Source organism: Neobacillus sp. BP17, from assembly GCF_059579525.1.
This window is the reverse complement of sequence record NZ_CM184198.1, coordinates 4,669,895-4,693,541: the sequence shown is the minus strand read 5'-3', so window position 1 is coordinate 4,693,541 and position 23,647 is coordinate 4,669,895. Positions and strand designations below refer to the sequence as shown.

Genomic DNA, 23,647 nt, shown 5'->3' with positions numbered 1-23,647 from the left:
CATTTTGACTAATCATCGATTGCCTGCACAAGAAATCCCGATTTTGGCGGAAGTCGATGTCGTCATTATCGGTGGAAGCTTTGCAGGTTTATCAAGTGCCCTGCAATTGGCCAAACAGGGTAAACGGGTTATGGTGGTTGAATCAAGGACTTATTTAGGAAGTGAATTATCCGCTGCCCTCCGTCCTTGGATAACGATGCCACATACAACCATGCCAATACCTAGAATATTGGAGGCTTGTGTAAAAGCTTGTGGAAGAACAATTAGCAATAGAGATTCTCAATCGATCGTCTTTCACGTCGATCGATTGAAATTACAGTTGGAAGAGGAATTGTTGGGTGCGGGAATCCATTTATTGTATGCCTCGCTCCCAATTGGGATCACGAATCTTGCTGACAATTACAATGGGTTGATAATAGCCAATAAATCAGGACGACAATTAATTCGATGCCAAGGAATTGTTGATGCGAGTGAAACGGCTATTACTACTTTTTTTAACGATGAAGTATGGACATCATCAGAGAAGAGCAAAACGGGTTACTTTAAGCGAGTATTAGAGTTTACCAATGTCCAAGAAATAGATGAAATAGAATTTACGGTTCCGTCCGGATTAGGGATAAAACACAACAAGATTCACCTCTACAGCGGCTATCACGGAAATGGACATTTCTATGTAGAATATGAAATGTTGTTACCTGCGGACAACAGTTTAGAAGCCAATCAACAGCGGGAATTAGCCGCTCAAAAAGCAGGAATGTCTCTAGCTGAATATCTGGTTCATCACATACCGGCTTTCAATAAAGCCTTGTTATGTGCAAGTTCATATGAATTAAAAGGCCCGTTTCAAGAAATGGAAGAGTATCCCAAAACGCAACGACCGCTGAATCTTGATCAATTATCGGTAAATTACCCAAATACATGGTGTTTTTATCAAGATCTTTATAAGCATGGGAATACGGATTGGCTAGACCCTGTCAAAGCAGCTGCATTAGGTGAACAAGTTGCAGAATTACTGAATGATCTTACTTTCAAAAAGGAGAATTCAGGACAGACAAAAGCCCAGGTTTCTATTCAAGATGACAGTTTTGAAATGAAAATCCCTGTTGAATTATTAGATCGTCATGTTAACCAGCAGTTTGTTCCGGAACAGGAAATGTACTTATGTAAAACAGCAGGTGTGCTAGTGGCAGGAGGAGGCTCTAGTGGGGCATCAGCCGCGATTGTTTCCGCAGAAGAAGGTATCAATACCATCCTTGTTGACCTCAATCCGGGACTTGGCGGAACAGGTACTTTTGGGGGTGTGGACAGCTATTGGTTTGGTAAGCGCCATGGATATGCTGAGAGAATTACGAAACTTGTCCATGATGTCCAGCAACGAATTAAGTACAAAGGCCATAAGTGGAATATTGAGGCAAAGAAGTTTGCTCTGATCGAAATGGCTGATCGTTTAGGAATTGAATGGTTGTTTAACACCATCACGTTCGGGGCGATTACAAAAGGAACTAGGGTTTGTGGCAGCCTTGTGGCCACGAAATGGGGAGCTGGCACTGTATGGAGCGATTGTGTAATTGATGCTACTGGTGATGGCGATCTTGCCGCATTTGCGGGAGCTGAATTTGAATATGGCTCTGTCCGCGACCATGTCGTGATGTGGTATTCACTTGCTCAATACAAAGAGCCAGGTAAATTACAAAATAACTTCACGAGTATGGTGAATGTGTCGGATGTTCAAGACTATACAAGAGCAATCCTTGCTGGGAGAAGAAGATGGAGTGCTGACGTTGATGGCTGCCATGACCACGGCATTTATGTAGCTCCGCGTGAAAGTCGTCACATCATTGGTGATGTTGTCATGAACATGAGCGATCAATTGTTGCATCGAAGCTGGACGGATTGTATTAACATCCATTTTAGCAACCATGATATGAAGGGAATTAGTGAGGCTGACTGGTTAAATGCCGGCTTAATCCCGCCAAACCTTGAAATTGAAATACCGTATCGAATGCTTCTCCCAAAAGGACTGGACGGAATATTAGTGGTTGGCAAGGCGGTCTCGGCAACGCACGATGCACTCCCAGCCATTCGCATGCAATCAGATTTGGAAAACTTAGGAGGTATTGCTGCACTTGCCGCAGCGATGGCTGTGAAAGAAAAGCAGTATCCTAGAAAGATAGATTACCGGCTTTTACAAGAAAGAATTATAAAAGAGGGCTTAATGCCTGAAAGTATTTTAACGAGAAAATTAGAGGCTATTCAATATACAGATGAAGAACTAAAGAGATTGGTTGATTCAATTGAGATAGAGCCACTGTACGAATACTCTCATATGCGGATGAATGAAATCTATCAGCAGCAGATTCCATTTGTTGAAATTTGTACGGCGGGAGAGAGAATCATTCCGTTTCTGGAACAGGCATATGAGGACGCGGATGGAATTCGTAAGGTCCGGCTTGCACAAGCATTAGCCATGTATGGGTCAAACTCAGGCGTTCCGACTTTAATCTTTGAACTAATGACCATGCTGCAAGGAGAACAACTGCCGAAACGGACGGCGGATATTTTGTATGTAACGATGCCGCCTGACCACGGAGCGATGTCAGATGCCTGTTATTTACTTTACTCCTTAGGACTTACCAGAGATAAACGCAGTATTAAAGTTTGGCAGCGGGTTGCTGATTTACTGCAACCAACAGAAGAAGATTTTAAAGATAAGTTGTGGGGAATTTTTTATTATATTCATGCAATATGTGTTGGGGCTGAAAGATTAGGTGATGTGGATGCCATTCCAATGTTAGAGCAATTACTGCGCATCCCATCTGTCAACAATCAACAGTGCTATGCTGGCCATCAAGCCGACTTCTTCCTTGAGAGACGGGCCCTTCTGGAACTAGCCATTGGAAGAGCTTTTGCACGTTGCGGAAGTGCCAAAGGGTATGAAATATTAGTCAATTATCTCGACGATGTCCGTTCCTTGCTTAGTAAGCAGGCACATACAGAATTAAAGCGCTTAAGTGCGAGTAACCTTTCTAAGGATAAAAGGATTTGGAGCGAGTGGCTTGAGTGTGAAAAAGCTAGGTTGAAACCGCAGCCATATATAGTACATACAGATATTGGTGTCGACAACGAAAAGATTCTAAGAAAAATAACTTTTGAAAGGGGTTAACAATCGTGTCAATTATTACATTCCCTAAAGATTTCCGCTTTGGGGTTTCTACGGCTGCCTATCAAATAGAAGGGGCATATAACGAAGACGGCAGAGGAATGTCGATCTGGGATACATTTAGTCGGATTCCGGGAAAAGTCAGAAACGGAGATAATGGAGATATCGCTTGTGACAGTTACCGTCGCATCGATGAAGATATCGCCTTATTAAAAGAATTAGGTGTCAATACATACCGTTTCTCAATTGCCTGGCCTAGAATTTTTCCGAATGGAAGAGGAGAAGTAAATCAAAAGGGGCTGGATCACTATCATACATTTGTTGATAAATTGTTAGAAAATGGAATTGAACCTCTATGTACCATTTATCATTGGGACCTGCCGCAAGCACTTCAAGATGAAGGCGGATGGAAGAATCGCCAAACCATTGAGGCATTTGTGGAGTACTCAGATTTATTGTTCCATGAGTTCTCTGGAAAAATTAAATCATGGTTAACGATTAATGAGCCATGGTGTGTTTCATTCTTAGGATATTTCGTTGGAGAACAAGCACCAGGAGAAAAGAATCTCCAATCAGCTCTTGATGTAGCACATCATTTATTATTAGCCCATGGAAAAACGGTTAAGCGTTTTAAAGAGCTTGGAATTCCTGGAGAGATCGGTTTTGCGCCAAACGTTACTTGGTACGAACCATTTAGTGATCGCCCAGAAGATATCGAGGCTTGCAAGCGAATCTCTGCCTGGTTTACGGAATGGTTTTTCGATCCGGTGTTTAAAGGCAGTTATCCACAAATATTAGTTGATTGGTTTGCAGCAAAAGGGGCAAAAGTAAACATCGAAGAAGGCGATATGGAACTCATTAATCAGCCTATCGATATCCTAGGAATCAATTATTATACGGGAACCGTCTCTAGATATAAAGAAGGTCAGGGAACATTTGATTGTGAACACATTGATATTGGATTTGATCACACGGATATTGATTTCACCATCTATCCTGAAGGCTTTTATAAAGTGTTAATGGATATTAAAAATAAATATGGTGATGTCCCTATCTACATTACTGAAAATGGTGCAACGTATAATCAGGACCCAATAGATGGACGCGTACGAGATGATAAACGGATTAAATACCTGAAACAGCACCTAACACAAATTAGTCGTGCCCTTAACTCAGGGGTTAATTTAAAGGGCTATTGTATTTGGTCATTGATGGATAATTATGAATGGTCATACGGCTATAGCATGCGTTTCGGTCTTGTTCATGTGGACTACCAAACATTAAAAAGAACAAAGAAAGATAGCTATTATTGGTACAGTAAATTGAATCAAAATTATTGGTTTGAGGTGTAGGCCCCTATGAAACTACACTTTTACGGCGATATCCAAGGACTTGAAGAAGGATTATCAATTATTTGTCATGAGCTTAAGATTGAACAAAGTGAACAAGGATTTCCTATTCATGTGAAACAAATAGCTGGTCCGTTAAAGGTCAACTGCAATCCGGAACGCGGGGAGATTTTCTTTGAGGAGAAGATTCACTTTTTTCGTGCAGTAGGATTATGGATACAGGAGTTTAAGGAAAATAAGACGTTTCAGGTAATGGAAGAACCTCAATTTAAAACCAATGGTGTGATGGTCGATGTTTCCCGTAATGGGGTAATGACTGTAGAAGGAATTCAAAATCTTCTGCGAAAAATGGCATTAATGGGTCTAAATGTCGTGATGGTGTATACAGAGGATACATTTACAGTTGAAGAATATCCTTATTTCGGGTATATGCGTGGCCGGTATAGTGAGCAGGAATTGCGGGCATGTGATGATTATGCCCACCAGTTTGGAATAGAAATGGTCCCTTGTATCCAAACACTTGCCCATTTAACCGAGGCACTGAAATGGAATTATGCAGCAAACATAAAAGATACGGCCGATATTTTATTGGTTGGTAAGGAAGAAACCTATGAATTTATTGAAAACTTATTAAAGGCTGCATCCAAGCCATTTCGAAGCAATCGAATTCATATTGGTATGGATGAAGCCCACCAGCTGGGCCTAGGAAAATATCTGGAACAGAATGGCTACCAAAAACGTTTCTCCATCATGAATGAACACTTGCATAAGGTTGTCGCACTTGCTGAAAAGTTATCTTTAACACCAATGATATGGAGCGATATGTATTTTAGACTTGGCTCGAAAAATGGTAATTACTACGATCTAAATGCCCACATACCAGAGGATGTCATTGATTCCATGCCTAAGGATGTTCAAATGGTGTATTGGGATTATTACCATACGGACGAGGAATTTTATCGAACATTTTTACAAAAACATAAAGAATTTGGCTCTGAGCCCATCTTTGCCGGCGGAGTTTGGACGTGGAATGGAATGGCTCCGAACTATGGAAAAACAATGGCAACTACAAATGCTGCATTGGAGGCATGTAAAAAAGAGGGTATCACTGAGGTATTCGCGACCATGTGGGGAGATAATGGTGCGGAAACACATCCATTCACAGGATTGGCCGGACTACAGCTATTTGCTGAACATGGATATGGAAGAGAAGTAGATCACAAGAAATTAGCCAAACGGTTTTCATTTTGTACCGGTGGAGATTGGGACGACTTCATTGCCCTAAATGAATTTGATGAAACCCCTGGTGTTTCGAAAGATAACCTTCATGAATCACATCCATCTAAATTTTTGTTATGGCAGGATGTTCTACTCGGTTTATATGATGAAAATATCCGCAGTCTGCCGTTAGGACAGCATTATTTAAACTTAGCGTCTCGTATGGAAGAAGCGAAAGAACGGAATAAAAATTGGTCAGAGATGTTTTCTTTTTATTCCCAATTGGCCCGAGTACTAAGTGTAAAAGCAGAATTTGGCATCCATTTAAAAGCTGCTTACGACCGGCGGGATAAACAGGAGTTAACGCAATTAAAGGACCAGCTTCGATTATTAAGAAGCATGGTGGATGAGCTCCGTAAACTGCACCGCTCTTTATGGTTTTCATCTTTAAAGCCTTTCGGCTGGGAAGTAATCGATATTCGATACGGCGGGATTTTGTCCCGATTAGATACAGTCGAATATCGGCTGCATTCGTGGCTCAATGGAAGCATCAGCAGCATTGAGGAATTAGCAGAAGAGCGTTTGTTCTTTGACGCACCATGGAAAATGCCTGAAGGTGCATTGGGTAGAAATACGTACCATCGAATTGTAACAGCAGGAGGATTCTCTGTATAAACAGTCGCAATTAGAAATTGAATGGAGGGATTCATGTGATTATTGGGTTTCAAACGGCAAATTATTTTGCCCGGGCAATGAATTACCAGACTACTATGGAAAATTGGGGAGAAGCCGAACGGAAAGTAATTGAGACTTTTAGTTTAGAAGAATTTGACCGTATATGCAGGGATATTCAAAGTGCAGGATTCCGGGATATCGAACTATGGATGGGGCATGCCTTTCCTAAATTTATGACTCCATATTTTGCAGAGGAATTACAGAAAATTTGGAAGAGTTATGGATTAAGTGTCTATTCTTATTCATGTTCGCTAGGTGATCCAGTTCGATATCCTCGATGGACCCGTCTTTGTTTCGAAACCGCCAAGATGCTTGGAATAGAGTTAATTACCAGCGGGATTACCAAAGAATCAGCTCCCGTCATTTATAGCCTTTGTAATGAATATGGAATCAAGGTTGGCGTTGAAAACCATCCCGAAAAGCACCCTGATCAGATAAAGGCAGCGATTGGGGATTATGGTGACTTACTTGGTGCAACAGTTGATACAGGCTGGTATGGGACACAGGGCTTTTCCGCAGCTGAAGCAATCTGGCAATTAAAGGATTATTTACTGAATGTTCATCTTAAAGATGTCAGGGAGATCGGGGAGCATAACCCCGTTGCGCTCGGAACAGGAATTGCTGGAATTGCAGAGTGTGTAAAAGCTTTGAGAGAAATCGGATATGATCGGACAGTATCAATTGAACAAGAAGCAGTTAAGCATGATCCAACCGATGACTGCGCGAAAGCTCTTGTATGGGTGAAGAGTTTACTTAATGAAGACTAATCCTAGTTCCAATATTTTTAATATCAGTAAGGAGGAATGCAATCATGGTACGAATTGCAGTGGTCGGCACAGGCTGGCAAGGCCAAGGGCATTTAAGCACGATGAAGAATATGCCGGAAATTGAAGTGGTTGGTGTTTGTGAATTAAATAAAGAAACACTTCTAAAAGCAGTTAATAAATTTGCTGTGAAGGGCTATACCAGTTATGTGGACATGCTGGAAGAAAGCAAGCCTGAAGGAGTAGTAATCTGTACTCCGCCAGAGGTCCGGGAATTTCTTGTTCGTGAAGCCGCGGAGCGGGGAATCCACTGTTTTATTGAAAAGCCGCCTGCAAAAAGTCTTGAAATGGCACAAAAGGTGGAAGATATTTTAGCGCGAACCGGTGTCATTAATAGTGTGGGGTTTATGTACAGGTACAGCCCTGCTGTCGCCTATTTAAAAGAGCTGATTAAAGGCAGAAGGATTGCCCTGGTTCGCAGTGCCATGCTTGATGGGTTAGCGCTTCGTCCAAATTGGCCGCGCTGGTTCTTTAATAAAGAAATATCGGGAGGCCCTGTATTTGACCAGGCCATTCATATTTTTGATCTGTCGCGCTACCTGCTTGGAGAAGTGGAGCGAGTAACAGGTTATCAAGACAATCTCGTTGTGCCAAAAGGCGAAGACTTTACTGTTGAAGATAGTTTTAATCTATCAATGAAATACCAGAATGGAATCTTGCAGAATCATACACATACTTGGTCCTATCCAGATGTCTTTACACAAATTGAATTCATCTCGGACCAACTCCATTTAACACTGGACCTTGTCAATGGAAGTGTAACCGGAAAGGTAGAAGGAGAGCCTATTTCCTTTCAATCGGATGAAAATGCACTATACCAGCTGGAATTAGCGGCATTTGCAAAGGCGATAGAAGAAAAGAATCCTTCCTTTGTTCTCTCTACTTATAGAGATAGTATTCAATCTCTTGATGTTGCCTTAAAAGCAAGTGATGCCCTCGAGTTAAGTACAAAAAACTTAGTTAAATAGTTTAGTATAACCAGGGGTGTCACTCGCAATATAAAGGCACCCTGGGTTTCCATGATCATTAAGTCTTTTTAAGGAGAGCGTTTTTATGCGTAGAACACTGTTATTTATAATGGAGTGGCTGTGGAGACTATTATTTCTGAACGCTATTTGGCTATTATTTTCACTCCCTATTGTTACCATTATCCCTGCCACAGCAGCAATGTTTGGAGTAATGGACAGATTGGTTAGAGAGGATCAAGATGAGCCGGACTTTAAGGTCTTTTTTCGAGAGTTCAAAAGGTTATTCCTTAAAAGCTATCCACTTGGACTTTCCATAGTGATTATTGGCGGGCTGCTATTTGTTGATCTTTTTATCCTAAGAAACGCAGTTTCTGATATGACGGAAATTATTCGAGTTGCCGTAATAGCATTTACCTTGTTATTCCTAATTGCTGTTTCGTATAGTTTTCCTGTATTTCTTCGCTATGAATATCCATGGTATAAGACTCTATTTTTTTCTTTCATGCTGGGAGTACGAAAGCCTGTTATCACTTTTCTTATGTCTTGTGGTTTTTTGTTGATTCTATTACTGTTGTTGTTTGTTACTGGCATTGGAGTGTTATTAATAGCAAGTTTAACGGCGCTAATTAGTACTGTTTCAGCACACTATATCATAAATAGACTGCCAAAAATAACCTTAAAAGAGGCTGATGAAAACTTATAAAAAAATATAAATAGAATATTCAAAAATGATTGACTTGTAAACGCATTCATATAATAATAGGGATGAGTCCACAAAACCTCACAAAATCGGTAACATATTCCACAATAACAGTCATAATCATTAAAAGATTCAATGAAAAAACACGGAGGGAGAGAAGTTTTCCAAAATCTAGTTGAACAGAAATGTGAGGTTGCGACCAATTAAAAAATTTTCTAGGGGGATTTTGAATGAAGACAGTAAGAAAAACATTAATGACGCTGTTAATTCTAGCCATGAGCTTTTCTTTAATCCTGACTGGCTGTTCAAGCAAAGAATCCGGTGCAAATGAAAGTGGAAGTAAATCTAAGAATGGCGAAAAAGTAGTAATTGATTTTTGGACTTTTTGGGGATCTGAAACCCGCCGTCCAATTATTGAAAAAATTATTGATGATTTTAATAAATCTCAGGATAAAATTGAAGTCAAACATACATATCTGCCATGGGGAGATGTTTGGACTAAGAACTTAGCATCCATTGCTGCCGGAAATCCTGCAGACCTAATCATAAATGATATCAATGCAGTAGGCCACCGTGCGAAAAACAATCAAAATACAAATCTAGCAAAATATTTAAAGAAGGACCCAGCAGTTAAAGATCGTTTCTTCCCAGAACTTTATAATGCAAGTCTATATAAAGGGGATCCATATGCATTGCCATTTAACACAGATACACGTCTACTATTCTGGAATAAAAAAATGTTTAAAGAAGCAGGTCTTGATCCAAATACACCACCAAAAACATGGGCAGAGTTAGAAGAAATGGGTAAAAAGCTTGATGTGAAAAAAGGCAATAAATATGAAAGAATCGGTTACTTGCCAAATCAGGGAATCGGAGCAGATGTCTGGATGATCAATGCAGACGGAAAAGGTTACTGGGACTTTGATGCAAATAAAGCAGTTATCAATGATGAAACTAATGTAAAAGCGTTAACTTGGATGAAAAATTACTATGATTATTACGGTGATAAAACAATTAATAACTTTAAAGCTGAATTTGGTGAGCAAACAGCAGATCCATTTGTTGCTGGTAAATTGGCTATGACTACTGATAATGCAAATTTCTTCACAAAAATAAGAGATTATGGTGAAGGTATGGAATTTGGCGTGGCGCCACTGCCTGAAATGGAACCAGGAACAGGTAATGAAAGCTGGGGCGGTGGATTTGTCGCCGAGATTCCTAAGGGAGCGAAACATCCTGATGAAGCTTGGGAATTCCTGAAGTATTTAACGGATGTTCAGGCACAAGAATACTGGGCGGTTAAAAACTTTGATATTGTTGCAAACAAAGAAGCAGCAGAAAAAGCTTCTACCAGTACAGAATTTACAGAGGATGGCAAGAAGGTATATTCATTAGCGAATGAAAATATGAAACAAACCTTGCTAACGCCAACACCAATCGAAGCACCAGATTATATCAATTTAATCCAGCCAGAGATTGAGTCCGTTCTATTAGGGAAAAAATCACCGAAAGAAGGATTGGATGATGCACAAAAAGCGGTAGAAGAGCTGGTTAAGAATAACAAATAGTTTTAAGCAGTATTTCAGGGAGTGACATCAATTCGCTCCCTGATTGCTTAAACTGGGAAGAAGGGATGATTCAAATGGAACCAAAGATTTTAGGAAAATCAGATATAAAAAGGAATAGTAAACACTCAAAGACAATGGTTTCATTACAGCGAAAGGAAGGTCTCCAAGGATACCTTTTTATTGCTCCATGGATAATTGGTTTTCTATTTTTCCTTGCAGGACCACTACTATTTTCCCTCTATGGTAGTTTTACCAATTATAATATCACCTCAAGTATGGATTTCATCGGGCTGGATAATTTTAAAAAGATGTTTACAAATGACCCGATAATTTGGCTTTCACTGCGAAATACCCTCTATTTTGTCGTCGTTTCTGTACCGTTAACAACAGCTGGTGCTGTTCTGCTCGCTGTTCTTTTAAACCAAGGTGTTCGGGGAATGAGAGTATTTCGAACGATTTTCTATTTGCCGGCGGTTTTATCTGGTGTGGGTGTCTATTTACTTTGGATGCAATTACTGAGTCCTTCCACAGGATTGGTTAATACATTGCTTGGTTTTGTTGGAATTGAAGGACCGGCATGGCTGACGGATCCATCTTGGACAAAGAACGCATTAATCTTTATGAAAATGTGGAGTGTCGGCGGCGGTATGCTATTGTACCTGGCAAGTCTACAAGGTGTTTCACCTTCTCTGTATGAAGCAGCAGAGATTGATGGGGCAAGTACATTTAGGAAGTTTTTTCATATTACCCTGCCTATGATTACACCAGTTATCTTTTTCGATCTTGTAACTAGTACAATTGGAGCGTTCCAAATTTTCCAAGAAGCTTATGTAATGAGTGAAAGTGGAGATGGCGGGCCGGCAAATTCATTAGTTTTTTATAATTTACATATGTGGAACAAAGCGTTTGAAGTTTTCGATATGGGTTACGCGATGGCGATGTCGTGGGTTTTATTTATCATCATCCTCGTGTTAACGGTATTCAACCTAAAGCTTGCCCCACGCTGGGTACATTATGAAGGGGAGGATCAAAAATGAGCGAAGTGGTCCAAAAGAGGAGCGGAACACAAATGAGTGAAGTCGTCCAAGAAAAAGATAACTATTTTAAAAGTTTACGATTCAAGAAAAAAGTAGGTCAAGGCATTATCTTAACCATCCTCATTCTTGGAAGCTTGTTAATATTATCGCCAATCTGGTGGATGTTCGCCACATCTTTAAAAGATATGAAAGAAATTATGACATACCCGCCAACCTTTATCCCAAAAGAGTGGCACTGGGAAAACTATGGTATTGCCTTAGAAAAGGGATCCTTTTTTAGATACACTTGGAACACTTTATTTATTACAAGTTTCGTTGTACTAGGGAATGTTCTCGCCAATTCGTTCATCGCTTATGGATTTGCCAAAATTCAGTTTAAAGGACGAAACTTTTTGTTTGCAGTAGTGCTGGCAACGATGATGATTCCTGGTTTCGTTACGTTAATTCCTCAATATGTGCTTTATGCCAAATTGGGTTGGCTAAATACCTATATTCCATTAATTCTCCCGGCTTTCTTTGGAAGTGCCTTTTTTATCTTCTTACTTCGTCAATTCTTTTTGACGATACCAAATGAATTAATTGAAGCAGCCAAAATAGATGGGGCTAATCATCTTTATATCTGGTGGAAAATCATCATTCCGCTTGCCAAACCAGCCATTGCTACGGTTGCAATTTTTTCCTTTAACGGCGCATGGAATGATTTTCTTGGACCATTATTATTCTTAAATGATGAATCAATGTATACTTTGCAGCTTGGCTTGCAAGTGTTTAAAGGACAAAATGACACCCAATGGAACTTTTTGATGGCTGGATCAATCATGGTTTTATTACCGGTTATCCTGCTGTTCTTCTTCTTCCAACGTTACTTTATCGAGGGAATGAATTTAACAGCTGGGTCTAAAGGATAAAGGTATACAAGGAAAAAGTGGAAGGAATTGTTTAGACAATGGGATTGCTTGGTATTGATATTGGGACAACACATTGTAAGGCGGGTTTTTTTCAAGAAAATGGATCAATCCTAAAAATTGCTGTTCGTCCAACTATTACTCATTATAACCAACAAGGTGAACCGTTTATCTCTCCATCAGAAATTTGGAGAAATATTGCAAGCTGTCTAAAGGAGATTTTATCCGGCTGTAATGAAAAGGTTTCGGCTATCGGTATAACTAGTATGGCCGAAACTGGTCTACTGCTGGACAGGAGAACTGGAAGACCAAGAACGAATTTCATTCCATGGTTCAGCCGCTGTGCGGAAACTGAAGCAGAGGAAATATCAAAAGAGGATCGACCCTTTGATCGCTTTCAAAAAACAGGTCTTCATAATAGCTACAAGTACGGGCTGGCAAAAATATTACAATTGAAAAAACGGGATAAGGATATTTTGGAAGAGGCAGTCTGGCTGTCGGCATCAGATTATATTGCCTACTTGCTAACCGGGAATCTTGCAACAGATTATACCCTGGCTGCAAGGACCTATGCGTTCCGGATTGACCAACTAACATGGGATCAACCGTGGATAAAGCACTTTGGGTTACCGGAACAATTATTTCCAGAAGTAATGCCAAGTGGAAAACTAATGGGTGTGACTCAACCAAAAGCGTTAGACCAGCTAGGGCTTTCTTCAGGAATACCTGTCGCCATTGCAGGTCATGACCACCTTGTTGCTGCCCTTGCCGTTGGTGCTGTCAATCCAGGTAATGTATTTAATTCAATTGGAACCGCCGAGACAATGGTAGGTGCGTTTGAGAAAAGGCAGCTTACAGATATAGAATACGCTTCAGGTATGACCTTCGGCTGTCATATCGTCCGGAACCGCCTCTTTTGGATGGGAGGAATTTCAGCCTCCGGAGGTTCGATTGAATGGTTCAGGGAACAATTCGCAGATCAAAAAATGACCTACGAAGAAATTATGATCCTCTCTTCTAATGTAAAAGCAGGACCGTCACGTATCTTATATTACCCATACTTGTCCGGAAGCGGCTCACCGCAGCCAGACCCATACGCAAGAGGGGCTTTCATTGGTCTCAAGACATCTCATCAACGGAGAGATCTTTTGAAAGCAATGATGGAGGGGACAGCGTATGAATTGGAATCGATTCGCAGATCTGCTGAGAGAATTTCTGGATATCGGATAAACCGAATGACTTCAGTTGGCGGAGGGACGAAAAATAAATACTGGATGCAAATAAAAGCAGACATCACCAATTGCCAGTTAACTATCCCAGAAATTAATGAAGCAACCATGCTTGGCGCTGCTATAACAGCAGGAATTGGCAGCGGGGTTTATAAGAGCGAGGAAGAGGCGGTTTCGGCAATCCGCTATACGCACAGCAAGGAAATAGTGCCAAATCAGGAATTCCATCAGGAATATAAACACTTATATGAAAAAGGGTATATGGGGCTGCAGGAACAACTACGGAATTTTTATCGCCGTTTTCCATCGTCCCTAACAAATGAATGAGTAATTAGATAAATAGAGGAGCTTATGATGATGACTAATAAAACAGATTTAATCAATGTATTGACGTTAAAAGAAGCCCTGGAGGAAGCAGAAAAAAAGGGCTATGCGATTGGCTCTTTCTCTCCACGGTATACTCCTATGATCCGCCCTGTTTTAAGGGCGGGTGAAAAAACAAAATCACCGTTAATTGTCCAAATTTCACAAAAAGAATTAGAACGGTATGGCATTACTCCGTTCGAATTCGCAGAAGAATTTTACCGAGCAGTCGAAGAAGAGAGTATTACAGTTCCGGTCGTTCTTCACCTTGACCATACAAAGCAAATCTCTGTTCTTGAAGATGCGATTGAGGCTGGGTTTACTTCCGTGATGATTGACGCTTCGGAGCACGAGTTAGCCGAAAATATCTCCATCAGTAAAAAGGTTGTGGACTATGCCCATGCGAAAGGTGTTTCCGTAGAGGCTGAGTTAGGAAAAATCGGAACAACTGATTTTGTGGAAACTGACAAGGATGAGGAGCTCTACACCGATCCAGCGGAGGCTTTGCAGTTTGTAAATGAAACTGGCTGTGATGCATTGGCGGTTTCATGCGGTACGGCCCATGGTGTCTATCTTGTTAGACAGCCAAAGGTAGACCTTGAGAGACTAAAAGCCATTCGGAAATTAACACCGGTTCATTTAGTTCTTCATGGTGGATCAGGTGTACCTGCTGAGATGATTATTGCAGCTACGAAGCTTCCAAATGGCGGTGTTAGTAAAGTGAATATTGCAACAGATTTGGAGATTTCCCTTCTAAAATCGCTAGGAAAAGAAGAACGGATGACAAACGAGGAATGCAAATCACTATCAAACGAGCAGTTAGAAATGGCGCAAAAAGCCGTTGAGGCAACAGTAATTGAAAAAATTCAGCATTTTCTGGGCAGTTCAAATCAGGCAGAAAACTTTCAGGGTTAATAAAAGGAGGTACAAGATGACAGACACATCCTTTTTTCCAGTTAGAGGGGTCATTGAAGGTTTTTATGGTTTGTTTTACACTGCTCCCGAACGGAATAATTTAATCTCTTTTATTGCAGAGAATGACTTTAATCTATACATTTATGGACCTAAAAATGACCGCCAGCATCGTGCCCGCTGGCGGGAGCCATATCCCGATTTCATTATGGAACAATTTGCAGAAACGGTGAAACATTCGATGAACCATGGAGTAGAATTCTGCTATTCGCTCGGATCTGGTGTTTCAATCAATTATGCATCCGAAGAAGATTTCCACTTGATTACCACGAAGTATAAAGCATTTTATGATATTGGAGTCAGGCATTTTATGATTATGCTCGATGACATTGCTGCTGAATTTCATCATGAAGAAGAGCGGCTTATGTTTAACAGTTATGCTGGGGCGCATATACATATCGCGAACAGATTGCTATATTGGTTAAAATCGCTGGATCAATCATGTAAATTATCACTTTGTCCTACTGATTATCACGGGAAGGCACCATTTAGTGACTATATTTATGAACTTGGAAAAGGACTAGACCAAGAGATTGATATCTTTTATACAGGTCCAGAGATTTGTTCTGAAACTATATCCGAACAAGCTGCTGCTGAATTTGCAGCAGCAGTCCAAAGAAAACCGATTATTTGGGATAACTATCCTGTAAATGACTTAGCGATGACAAATGAGATGCATATCGGTCCAATTACCGGACGTGACGGCAGACTTCCGCATGTGTGTAAAGGGTTTATCGTCAATACAATGAGTCAGGCTGAGGCTTCAAAAATAGCTTTGCTAACCTTTGCGGATTATTTTAAAAATCCAGCTTACTATGAACCCTGGTCATCGTGGGAAAAGGCATTGAAAACAATCGCTGGTAATGAAAACTATGAAGCTATCAAACTTTTCGCTGAGAATTCATTGTTCTCTTGTCTTGGTTATCCGGAAGCACCAATATTGGAACAGTTAGTTCAAAAAGCACTTTCTAGCCTTCACTTAGGTGAAACTGCATCCGTTAGCAAAGATGTCCAAAAGCTGTTTGACTACTTGGATTCACTTGATGAAGCCGGATACCATCTTAAATACAGAATGTCTAATTATGCCCTGCGTAATAATCTGGTTCAATGGATTGAACTGATGGAAAGCATGGCATGGGCAGGGAGAAGGGCCATTACGGTTTTAAGGGCTTTGGAAAACAACGAAGATATTACTGCTCCTCTCAATTGGCTTAAGGAGTCGGCCGGTGAAATACGGAATCATCCGAAAAGATATGCAGGAAGCATACTACTCCCATTAATTGAGTTTGTTGAGACGAAAGTAGATAAGAAAAAAAGCAATATCTTTAATTAAAGACAATAATGGGAGTTGTATAGAGAGATGGAAAAAATCTCAACAAATCTTTTCCTATATGAAGATACATGTAATGTCTACGTGATCAAGACCGGAAAAAAAGCGGTCTTAATTGACTTTGGGGATGGAAATGTTCTTCAACACCTGGGTTCAATCGGAGTTGACAACGTGTCAGATATTCTTATAACCCATCATCACCGGGACCAAGTTCAGGGATTGCATATTGCAGTCCAGGAAGGGATACGCATTTGGGTGCCTCATACAGAACAAGACCTATTTCATCATATCGATGAACATTGGAAGGCTCGAGCGATCACAAATAACTACAATATGCGGCAGGATCGCTTTTCCCTTCTGCAATCAGTGCCTGTTTATGGCTCGTTAAAAGATTATTCCTCACATGTGATTAACGGGATAGCTTTTACGATTATTCCTACTCCAGGACATACCGTTGGTTCGATTACTGTCATAGCAGAAATAGAGGGGAAGAGAACCGCATTTACTGGTGATTTAATTTATGGACCTGGCAAAGTTTGGTCCTTGTCTGCTACCCAATGGACGTATAACGGTGGAGAGGGGATTGCATTAAGTGTTCTTTCCCTTTTGGATATAAAAGACCGAACCCCCGACCTGCTTTTGCCATCACATGGGCAATTAATGGAGCACCCTTCAGATGCAATTGACCTCCTTATTGGGCGACTTGTGAAATTAATGAATCAAAGAAATCATAACCCAAGGTTACTCAAATTGAGGGAAAACCCCTATGAAGAAATTACACCGCATTTGTTATTTAACAAAACAAGCATGTCCAATGCATACGTCATCCTATCAAAAAGCGGCAAAGCCCTGTTTATTGATTTTGGCTACGATTTTATAGGAGGGATTGCAGCTGGAAGTGACAGAGCTTCAAGGAGGCCTTGGTTATACACACTTTCGAAGTTAAAAGAACAATATGGGGTGGAAAAGATTGATGTAGTCATCCCGACTCATTACCATGATGACCATGTGGCAGGTCTTAACTTATTGCGGGATATCGAGGGAACGGAAATTTGGTGCCCTGAAAACTTTTCCCATGTCCTCGAAAATCCTGAAAAGTTTAACTTACCATGTTTGTGGTATGATCCAATCCCAGTGAATCGACAGCTGCCGTTAAAACAAAAAATTAAGTGGGAAGAGTACGAATTCACACTTTATGAGCAGCCAGGTCATACTTTATATGCAGCTGTTATTGAATTTATCATTGATGGAAAACGAGTTCTTGCAATTGGAGACCAATATCAAGGGGAGGATGGACAATTCAATTATGTGTATCAAAACCAATTTAGAATTTGGGATTACATAGATAGTGCCAAGCTTTATAGAGAATTACAACCAGATCTTCTCATTTCAGGGCATTGGGAGCCAATAGTGGTTACTGAGGAATTTCTTCAACTAATTGAAGAAAAAGGGAAGGTGCTTGAACAACTTCATCATGACCTTTTGCCATTAGATGAACTGGATTTAGGGGCAGATGGATTTGGAGCCATTATTCATCCATACCAGACGATGGTTCAGACAGGTGATACTTTTTCGGTAACGGTCGAAATAAAGAATCCGTTTTATGAAGAAAAAGAGGTATTAGCAAAGATGATCACACCAACCAACTGGCAGGTCGATAATAGTGATTTCAAAGCGAAATTAACAAGCATGGAAACCATACAATTTACGGCATCCATGACAGTTCCAATAGAAACCCAAGGCTATAGAGAACGAATAGCCGTTGATCTAACCATAGGGGAACATCATTTTGGGCAGCATGCTGAAGCACTGGTTACAATTAATAATCTGCCTGCTGAAGGAGGAGACCATTAATGACAGAAAAAACGATTGCTGAAAAAGAAAAACAACTGCCAAAAATAAAAGTGAAGACTTTACATATGATTGGAAATGCTCATCTGGATCCAGTTTGGCTTTGGCAATGGCAGGAAGGGTTTCAGGAGACAAAAGCAACATTCCGTTCGGCCCTTGACAGAATGAAGGAGTACCCGGAATTTGTGTTTACAAATAGTTCCGCTGCAAACTATGAATGGATTGAAAACAACGAACCGCAAATGTTTGAAGAAATCAAACAGCGCATTAAAGAAGGACGCTGGGAAATTGTTGGAGGCTGGTGGGTTCAGCCTGATTGCAATATACCAAGCGGAGAATCCTTTGTCCGCCAGGGATTGTATGGGCAGCGTTATTTCGAAGAAAAATTCGGGGTGACGGCAAAAGTTGGCTATAATGTGGACAGCTTTGGACATCATGGAATGCTTCCGCAAATTTTAAAGAAGAGCGGCATGGATTATTATATTTTCATGCGTCCAAGTCCGCAGGAAAAAGGACTGCCTGGAAGGTTATTCTGGTGGGAATCAGATGATGGATCACGTGTTTTATCCTACCGTATTCCATTTGAATATTGCACATGGGGCAAGGAACTCAAGAAACATATACGCCGAAATGCAGATGAATTAAAAGCACCATTTAATGATTTAATGACCTTTTACGGTGTAGGCAACCATGGCGGCGGGCCGACAAAAGAAAATATCGAAAGCATTAAACAATTAAATGAAGACCCATCCTACCCGAATCTTGTATTCAGCACACCTAATAAATTTTTTGATGAGCTCATGAATAAGAATCTTCCGTTCCCGGTAGTTCATGATGACCTTCAGCACCATGCGAGTGGATGCTATTCCGTTCATTCTGGAATAAAAAAATGGAACCGAGAAGCAGAAAATGCACTGATCAAAGCAGAAAAATTTTCGTCTCTGGCGAACTGGCTCACAGGTCAAAATTATCCATCTTCTGAATACGGACTGGCGTGGAAAAATGTATTGTTCAATCAATTCCATGACATATTAGCAGGAACTAGTTTAGAGGCTGCATATGATGATGCACGAGATATGCATGGGGAAGCGATGTCAATCGCCAAAAGAGGAGTAAACTATGCGATTCAATCGTTATCGTGGAGAATTAATATAGAAGAAGAAAAAGGAATGAAGCCTCTTGTGATCTTTAATCCTCATTCATGGAACAGCAAGGTGAATGTTGAACAGGAAGTAGGCGGATTAAAGTCAAGCGATATTTTAGTAGATGAAGAGGGTAATCAAATTGCGATGCAGACGGTTCAATCCCAGGCTACAGCCGGAGGACGTTCACGGGTTAGTTTCATTGCCGACCTTCCTTCAATGGGATACAGGGTTTATAAAATTGTCAGCCGTCATGAAGGTAAAGAATTCCCATCGCTCCCAGCAAGTGAAGCATTCTTAGAAAATGCTCATTTCAGGGTTGAAATCGATTCACATACCGGCTTTGTAACGAGTTTATTTGATAAACAAAAGAACCTTGAGCTACTAAGCGGACCAGCAGCAAGACCAGTCGTCATCCACGATAAGAGTGACACCTGGTCCCACAATGTCCTTCGATTTAATGAAGAAGCAGGTGCATTTAAAGCAACAAGTGTAAAACTAGTGGAACAGGGGCCTGTAAAATCTGTGATTCGCGTGGTCAGTGAATATGGGAAATCTATTTTGGCCCAAGACTTTACAATGTACCAGGAGCTTGGCCAGATTGATGTTCATTGCACAATAAACTGGCAGGAACAATTTAAAGCACTAAAACTGAAGTTTCCAGTCAATCTGATTTTTAGAAAATCAACCTATGAAATTCCGTATGGACATATTGTAAGAGAGGGGAATGGGGAAGAAGAACCGGGTCAAAATTGGATTGATATCTCTGGAACCCATCCTTCAACAGGGGAAAGTTACGGCTTAAGCCTATTAAATGACGGGAAATACAGCTTTGATATACATAACAAGGAAATGAGTATGACCGTTCTGCGCAGCCCTATCTATGCACACCATGACCCAATCGTTCCGGAGGAAAACCAATCCTATTCATTTATTGATCAGGGAATTCAAAGATTTACCTACTCACTTTTGCCTCATACAGGGAATTGGGAAACAGCGGGTACGGTAAAACGAGCGGCTGAGTTAAACCAAAAACCTATTTCGATTATTGAGAGCTATCATAAAGGATCACTGCCACAAAAAGATTCCTTTTTGTCTGTAGATGTGGAAAATGTCATTGTCAGTGTGATCAAGCAAGCGGAGGATAATGAAGACCTCATTCTGCGGGTTTATGAAACCTCCAATGAAGCTACAGTTGCCGTCATAAGTCTTCCTAAGTGGGGCCGGACAATCACTTCGGAGTTTAAGCCATCAGAAATAAAGACATTCCGTATTCCTAAAGATCCATCCAAACCAATAGTTGAAAACAATTTACTGGAATGGGAAGATTAAGAAAAAGAGTAATTATTTGAGCAAGAAGGGGTATTTCAAAATGATTGTGGCAGAGCGCAGGAAGGTTATTAAAGAACTATTGATAAAGAATAAAAGTGTAAAAGTTTCTGATCTAGTCGAATTATTGCATGTATCCGAGGAAACGATTAGACGGGACCTCACCCAGCTGGGAAAAGAAGGAATTGCAGAGAAAAACTATGGGGGAGCCATCCTGATTGAAGAAGAACAGTATCAGAATCATTCCCTGATTCCTCCAGTTAATAAACGAAAACTACAATATTCACATGAAAAAGATTCGATTGGGAAAGCAGCTGCTCAATTAATAAAGGAAGGGCAAATTGTTATTTTTGATGCAGGGTCAACCAACTGGTATGTGGGAAAAAACTTACCGGAAAATAGTCATTTAACGATTATTACTAATGCCATGGATGTAGCAGAAGAATGCAGCAAAGATGAAACTGCCTCGATTTACTTATTAGGCGGGAAACTAAGACGAAATTCAATGAGTCTGGTTGGTCCACAGGCAGAAATTGAATTACAAAATTACAATGCCGATTATGTATTCTTAGGAACATCAGGGATTTCACTGCGCCAGGGTTTTACAAGTTCTGATTTGTATGAAGCAGAAATTAAACGGGCAATGGTTTCCTCAGGACAAAAAATTGTAGTAGTAGCTGACCATAGTAAACTTCAAAGGGCAGGGTTAACCTCTTTTTGTAATTTTAATGAAATAGATATATTTATTACTAGTGAACTCGCCGATAAAGATATCCTTAAGGAAATTGAAAAAAAGGGCGTTGAAGTGATTGTTGTACCGGTATCAGAAGTGATAAATGAAATATAAAGCTTAAAAGTGAGGAGATCCCATGGTTAATGTTGCTTTGTTAAGTAAATGGCATGTCCATGCAGACGATTACGCACGTCAAGCCAATCAAAATGAACACATTCAAATTAAGGTCGTTTGGGATGAAAATGTGGAACGTGGTCAAGAATGGGCGAAAAAACTTGCTGTGCCTTTTGAACCAGACTTAAAGGAAGTTTTGGCCGACTCAGAAATTGATGCCGTTATTGTAGATACACCGACAAACCTTCATAAAGAGATTATTATTCTGGCTGCTGAATATAAGAAGCACATTTTTACTGAAAAAATACTCGCTTTTACAGTAGAGGATTGTAATGAAATCTATGAAGCAGTGAATCAGAATCAAGTAAAGCTAATGGTTTCGCTGCCGCGGCTAACTGAGAATTATTATTTATATGCAGAACAAGTTCTCAATGAAGGGCTATTAGGGAAACTAACGTCTATTCGATGCCGGCTTGCACATAATGGTGCGGTTCCTTTAAAGGGGAATCCAAACGGCTGGCTGCCTAAGCACTTTTTTAATAAAGAGGAGTGCGGTGGAGGTGCCTTTATTGACCTTGGTGCCCATCCGATTTATTTAACGAATCGCCTGGCAGGACCAGTAAAAGCTGTGATAGCTCGCTTACAGCCACAATCGGAAAATGAAGTTGATGTTAATTCAGTGGCGATTATCGAGTATGAAAACGGAGCGTTAGGAACAATTGAAACAGGGTTTCTTTCTAGTGAAAGCCCTTTCCAGCTAGAATTGTATGGAACAGAAGGAGCATTATTAATAGAAGATGATAAAATCCGCTTAAAATCTAAACAACTGGGTGAGGGGTGGCATACACCTGATACTTTGCCAACCGCACTGTCTCTGCCAATGGAACAATGGATAAGCTCCATTATTGAAGGAAAAATTCCATCCATTACAGAGAAGGATGTGCAGGGATTAACATTGATCAATCAAGCCGCAATCCTATCACAAACACAAGGTCGAAGAGTAGAAACAGATGAAATATTGACTGTGAAAAAATAGGAATAAATTAGGGGGAAATCCAATGAAAAAATTAAGAGTGGGCATTATTGGTGCTGGTGGTATTGCAACGGGTGCCCATATTCCAAACTATTTAAAATGCGGGGAAAAGGTAGAGATTGTTGCAATTTGTGATGTTGTGAAAGAAATGGCTGACAAGGCGGCATTAGAATTTAATATTCCACATGTTTTTTCAAGCTATGAAGAAATGTTTCAAAGCGTTCAAATAGATGCGGTAAGTATTTGTACACCAAATAAATACCATTATCCTGCAACAATGGCTGCATTATCTGAAGGTTGTCACGTTTTATGCGAGAAGCCGCCGGCTATGACAGCAAAAGAAGCTGAGGAAATGGCCATCGCCGCTGAAAAGGCTGGAAAAATCTTAACTTATGGGTTCCATTTCCGCCATGCTCCACATGTAGAAGTGTTAAAGCGCTTTATTGATGGAGGAGAACTAGGGGAAATATATGCTGCACGTGTGACGGCTATGAGACGCCGGGGAATTCCAGGCTGGGGTGTGTTTACAAATAAAGAACTTCAGGGCGGGGGACCTTTAATTGATATCGGGGTTCACATGTTGGATACCGCTTTATATTTGATGGGTTATCCTGAGCCGGATACTGTTTTTGGTGTGACGTATCAGAAGCTTGGCAACAAAAAAGGAGTAGGTCTCATGGGAACATGGGATTGGGAAAACTTCTCAGTGGAAGACATGGCACGTGGCATGATCACGTTTAAAAATGGGGAATCAATTTTATTAGAGACTGCTTTTGCTGCGAATGTGGAAAAGCATGATGTGATGAATGTTTCCTTAATGGGGGATAAAGGGGGAGCAGATGTGTTTCCACTGAAAATCTATCAAGAAAAGCATGATACTTTAATAGATATTACCCCTTCTCATTTGCCTAAGAGAGACTGGCACGAACTTGAACTTGAGAGATTTGTAGATTCGTGTTTAGAAGGAACAAAAACGATAAGTACAGGTATACAAGGTGTCTACCTTCAGAAAATCATTAATGGACTGTATGAGTCAGCAGAAAAGGGCGAAGCAATTAAATTAAGTGAAGATGTAACTGTATAAATA

17 protein-coding genes are annotated in these 23,647 nt (G+C 40.5%); all 17 read left to right on the top strand.

Going from position 1 to position 23,647, the window contains the following annotated elements; genetic code table 11:
* Window positions 1-4 precede the first annotated feature (4 nt).
* The gene (locus AC4QJR_RS22960; protein WP_496524286.1) at window positions 5-3,163 is read left to right on the top strand and encodes an FAD-dependent oxidoreductase; all 3,159 of its coding nucleotides are present in this window, start codon (window positions 5-7) and stop codon (window positions 3,161-3,163) included.
* A gap of 5 nt (window positions 3,164-3,168) precedes the next feature.
* On the top strand, window positions 3,169-4,512 hold the full coding sequence (locus AC4QJR_RS22955; RefSeq protein WP_496524285.1) for a GH1 family beta-glucosidase: 1,344 nt from the start codon (window positions 3,169-3,171) through the stop codon (window positions 4,510-4,512).
* A gap of 6 nt (window positions 4,513-4,518) precedes the next feature.
* Window positions 4,519-6,402, top strand: a complete 1,884-nt coding sequence (locus tag AC4QJR_RS22950; protein ID WP_496524284.1) for a beta-N-acetylhexosaminidase — start codon at window positions 4,519-4,521, stop codon at window positions 6,400-6,402.
* A gap of 35 nt (window positions 6,403-6,437) precedes the next feature.
* Window positions 6,438-7,229: a sugar phosphate isomerase/epimerase family protein gene (locus tag AC4QJR_RS22945; RefSeq protein WP_251457716.1), complete on the top strand. Its 792-nt coding sequence runs from the start codon at window positions 6,438-6,440 to the stop codon at window positions 7,227-7,229.
* A 44-nt stretch (window positions 7,230-7,273) separates the two neighbouring features.
* Complete coding sequence (locus AC4QJR_RS22940) at window positions 7,274-8,254, top strand: Gfo/Idh/MocA family protein (protein WP_496524283.1); 981 nt, start codon at window positions 7,274-7,276, stop codon at window positions 8,252-8,254.
* An 85-nt stretch (window positions 8,255-8,339) separates the two neighbouring features.
* Entirely contained in the window at window positions 8,340-8,957 is a 618-nt protein-coding gene (locus AC4QJR_RS22935; RefSeq protein ID WP_496524282.1) for a YesL family protein, read from the top strand.
* A 227-nt stretch (window positions 8,958-9,184) separates the two neighbouring features.
* Window positions 9,185-10,522, top strand: a complete 1,338-nt coding sequence (locus tag AC4QJR_RS22930) for an ABC transporter substrate-binding protein (protein WP_098572867.1) — start codon at window positions 9,185-9,187, stop codon at window positions 10,520-10,522.
* A gap of 134 nt (window positions 10,523-10,656) precedes the next feature.
* Complete coding sequence (locus AC4QJR_RS22925; RefSeq protein ID WP_180230056.1) at window positions 10,657-11,559, top strand: carbohydrate ABC transporter permease; 903 nt, start codon at window positions 10,657-10,659, stop codon at window positions 11,557-11,559.
* On the top strand, window positions 11,556-12,467 hold the full coding sequence (locus AC4QJR_RS22920) for a carbohydrate ABC transporter permease (protein WP_306460586.1): 912 nt from the start codon (window positions 11,556-11,558) through the stop codon (window positions 12,465-12,467). The genes AC4QJR_RS22925 and AC4QJR_RS22920 overlap by 4 nt, the downstream gene beginning before the upstream one ends.
* 38 nt (window positions 12,468-12,505) lie before the next feature.
* Entirely contained in the window at window positions 12,506-14,020 is a 1,515-nt protein-coding gene (locus tag AC4QJR_RS22915) for an FGGY-family carbohydrate kinase (protein ID WP_496524281.1), read from the top strand.
* Between the two features lie 30 nt (window positions 14,021-14,050).
* On the top strand, window positions 14,051-14,971 hold the full coding sequence (locus tag AC4QJR_RS22910; protein ID WP_098572870.1) for a class II fructose-bisphosphate aldolase: 921 nt from the start codon (window positions 14,051-14,053) through the stop codon (window positions 14,969-14,971).
* Window positions 14,972-14,987: 16 nt separating this feature from the next.
* Entirely contained in the window at window positions 14,988-16,361 is a 1,374-nt protein-coding gene (locus AC4QJR_RS22905; RefSeq protein WP_496524280.1) for a beta-N-acetylglucosaminidase domain-containing protein, read from the top strand.
* A 27-nt stretch (window positions 16,362-16,388) separates the two neighbouring features.
* A complete protein-coding gene (locus AC4QJR_RS22900; protein WP_496524279.1) occupies window positions 16,389-18,212 on the top strand; it encodes an MBL fold metallo-hydrolase in 1,824 nt (607 codons plus the stop codon).
* Window positions 18,212-20,683 (top strand): alpha-mannosidase, encoded by a 2,472-nt coding sequence (locus AC4QJR_RS22895; protein WP_496524278.1) that lies wholly within the window; start codon window positions 18,212-18,214, stop codon window positions 20,681-20,683. Before AC4QJR_RS22900 ends, AC4QJR_RS22895 begins: the two co-directional genes overlap by 1 nt.
* A 40-nt stretch (window positions 20,684-20,723) precedes the next feature.
* Window positions 20,724-21,527, top strand: coding sequence for a DeoR/GlpR family DNA-binding transcription regulator (locus tag AC4QJR_RS22890; protein WP_098572874.1), 804 nt, complete (start codon window positions 20,724-20,726; stop codon window positions 21,525-21,527).
* 22 nt (window positions 21,528-21,549) lie between these two features.
* Entirely contained in the window at window positions 21,550-22,563 is a 1,014-nt protein-coding gene (locus tag AC4QJR_RS22885; protein ID WP_496524277.1) for a Gfo/Idh/MocA family protein, read from the top strand.
* A gap of 22 nt (window positions 22,564-22,585) precedes the next feature.
* Window positions 22,586-23,644 carry a Gfo/Idh/MocA family protein gene (locus AC4QJR_RS22880; RefSeq protein ID WP_496524276.1) on the top strand — a complete coding sequence of 353 codons (1,059 nt, stop codon included), beginning with the start codon at window positions 22,586-22,588 and terminating at the stop codon, window positions 23,642-23,644.
* The last annotated feature ends 3 nt before the right edge of the window (window positions 23,645-23,647 follow it).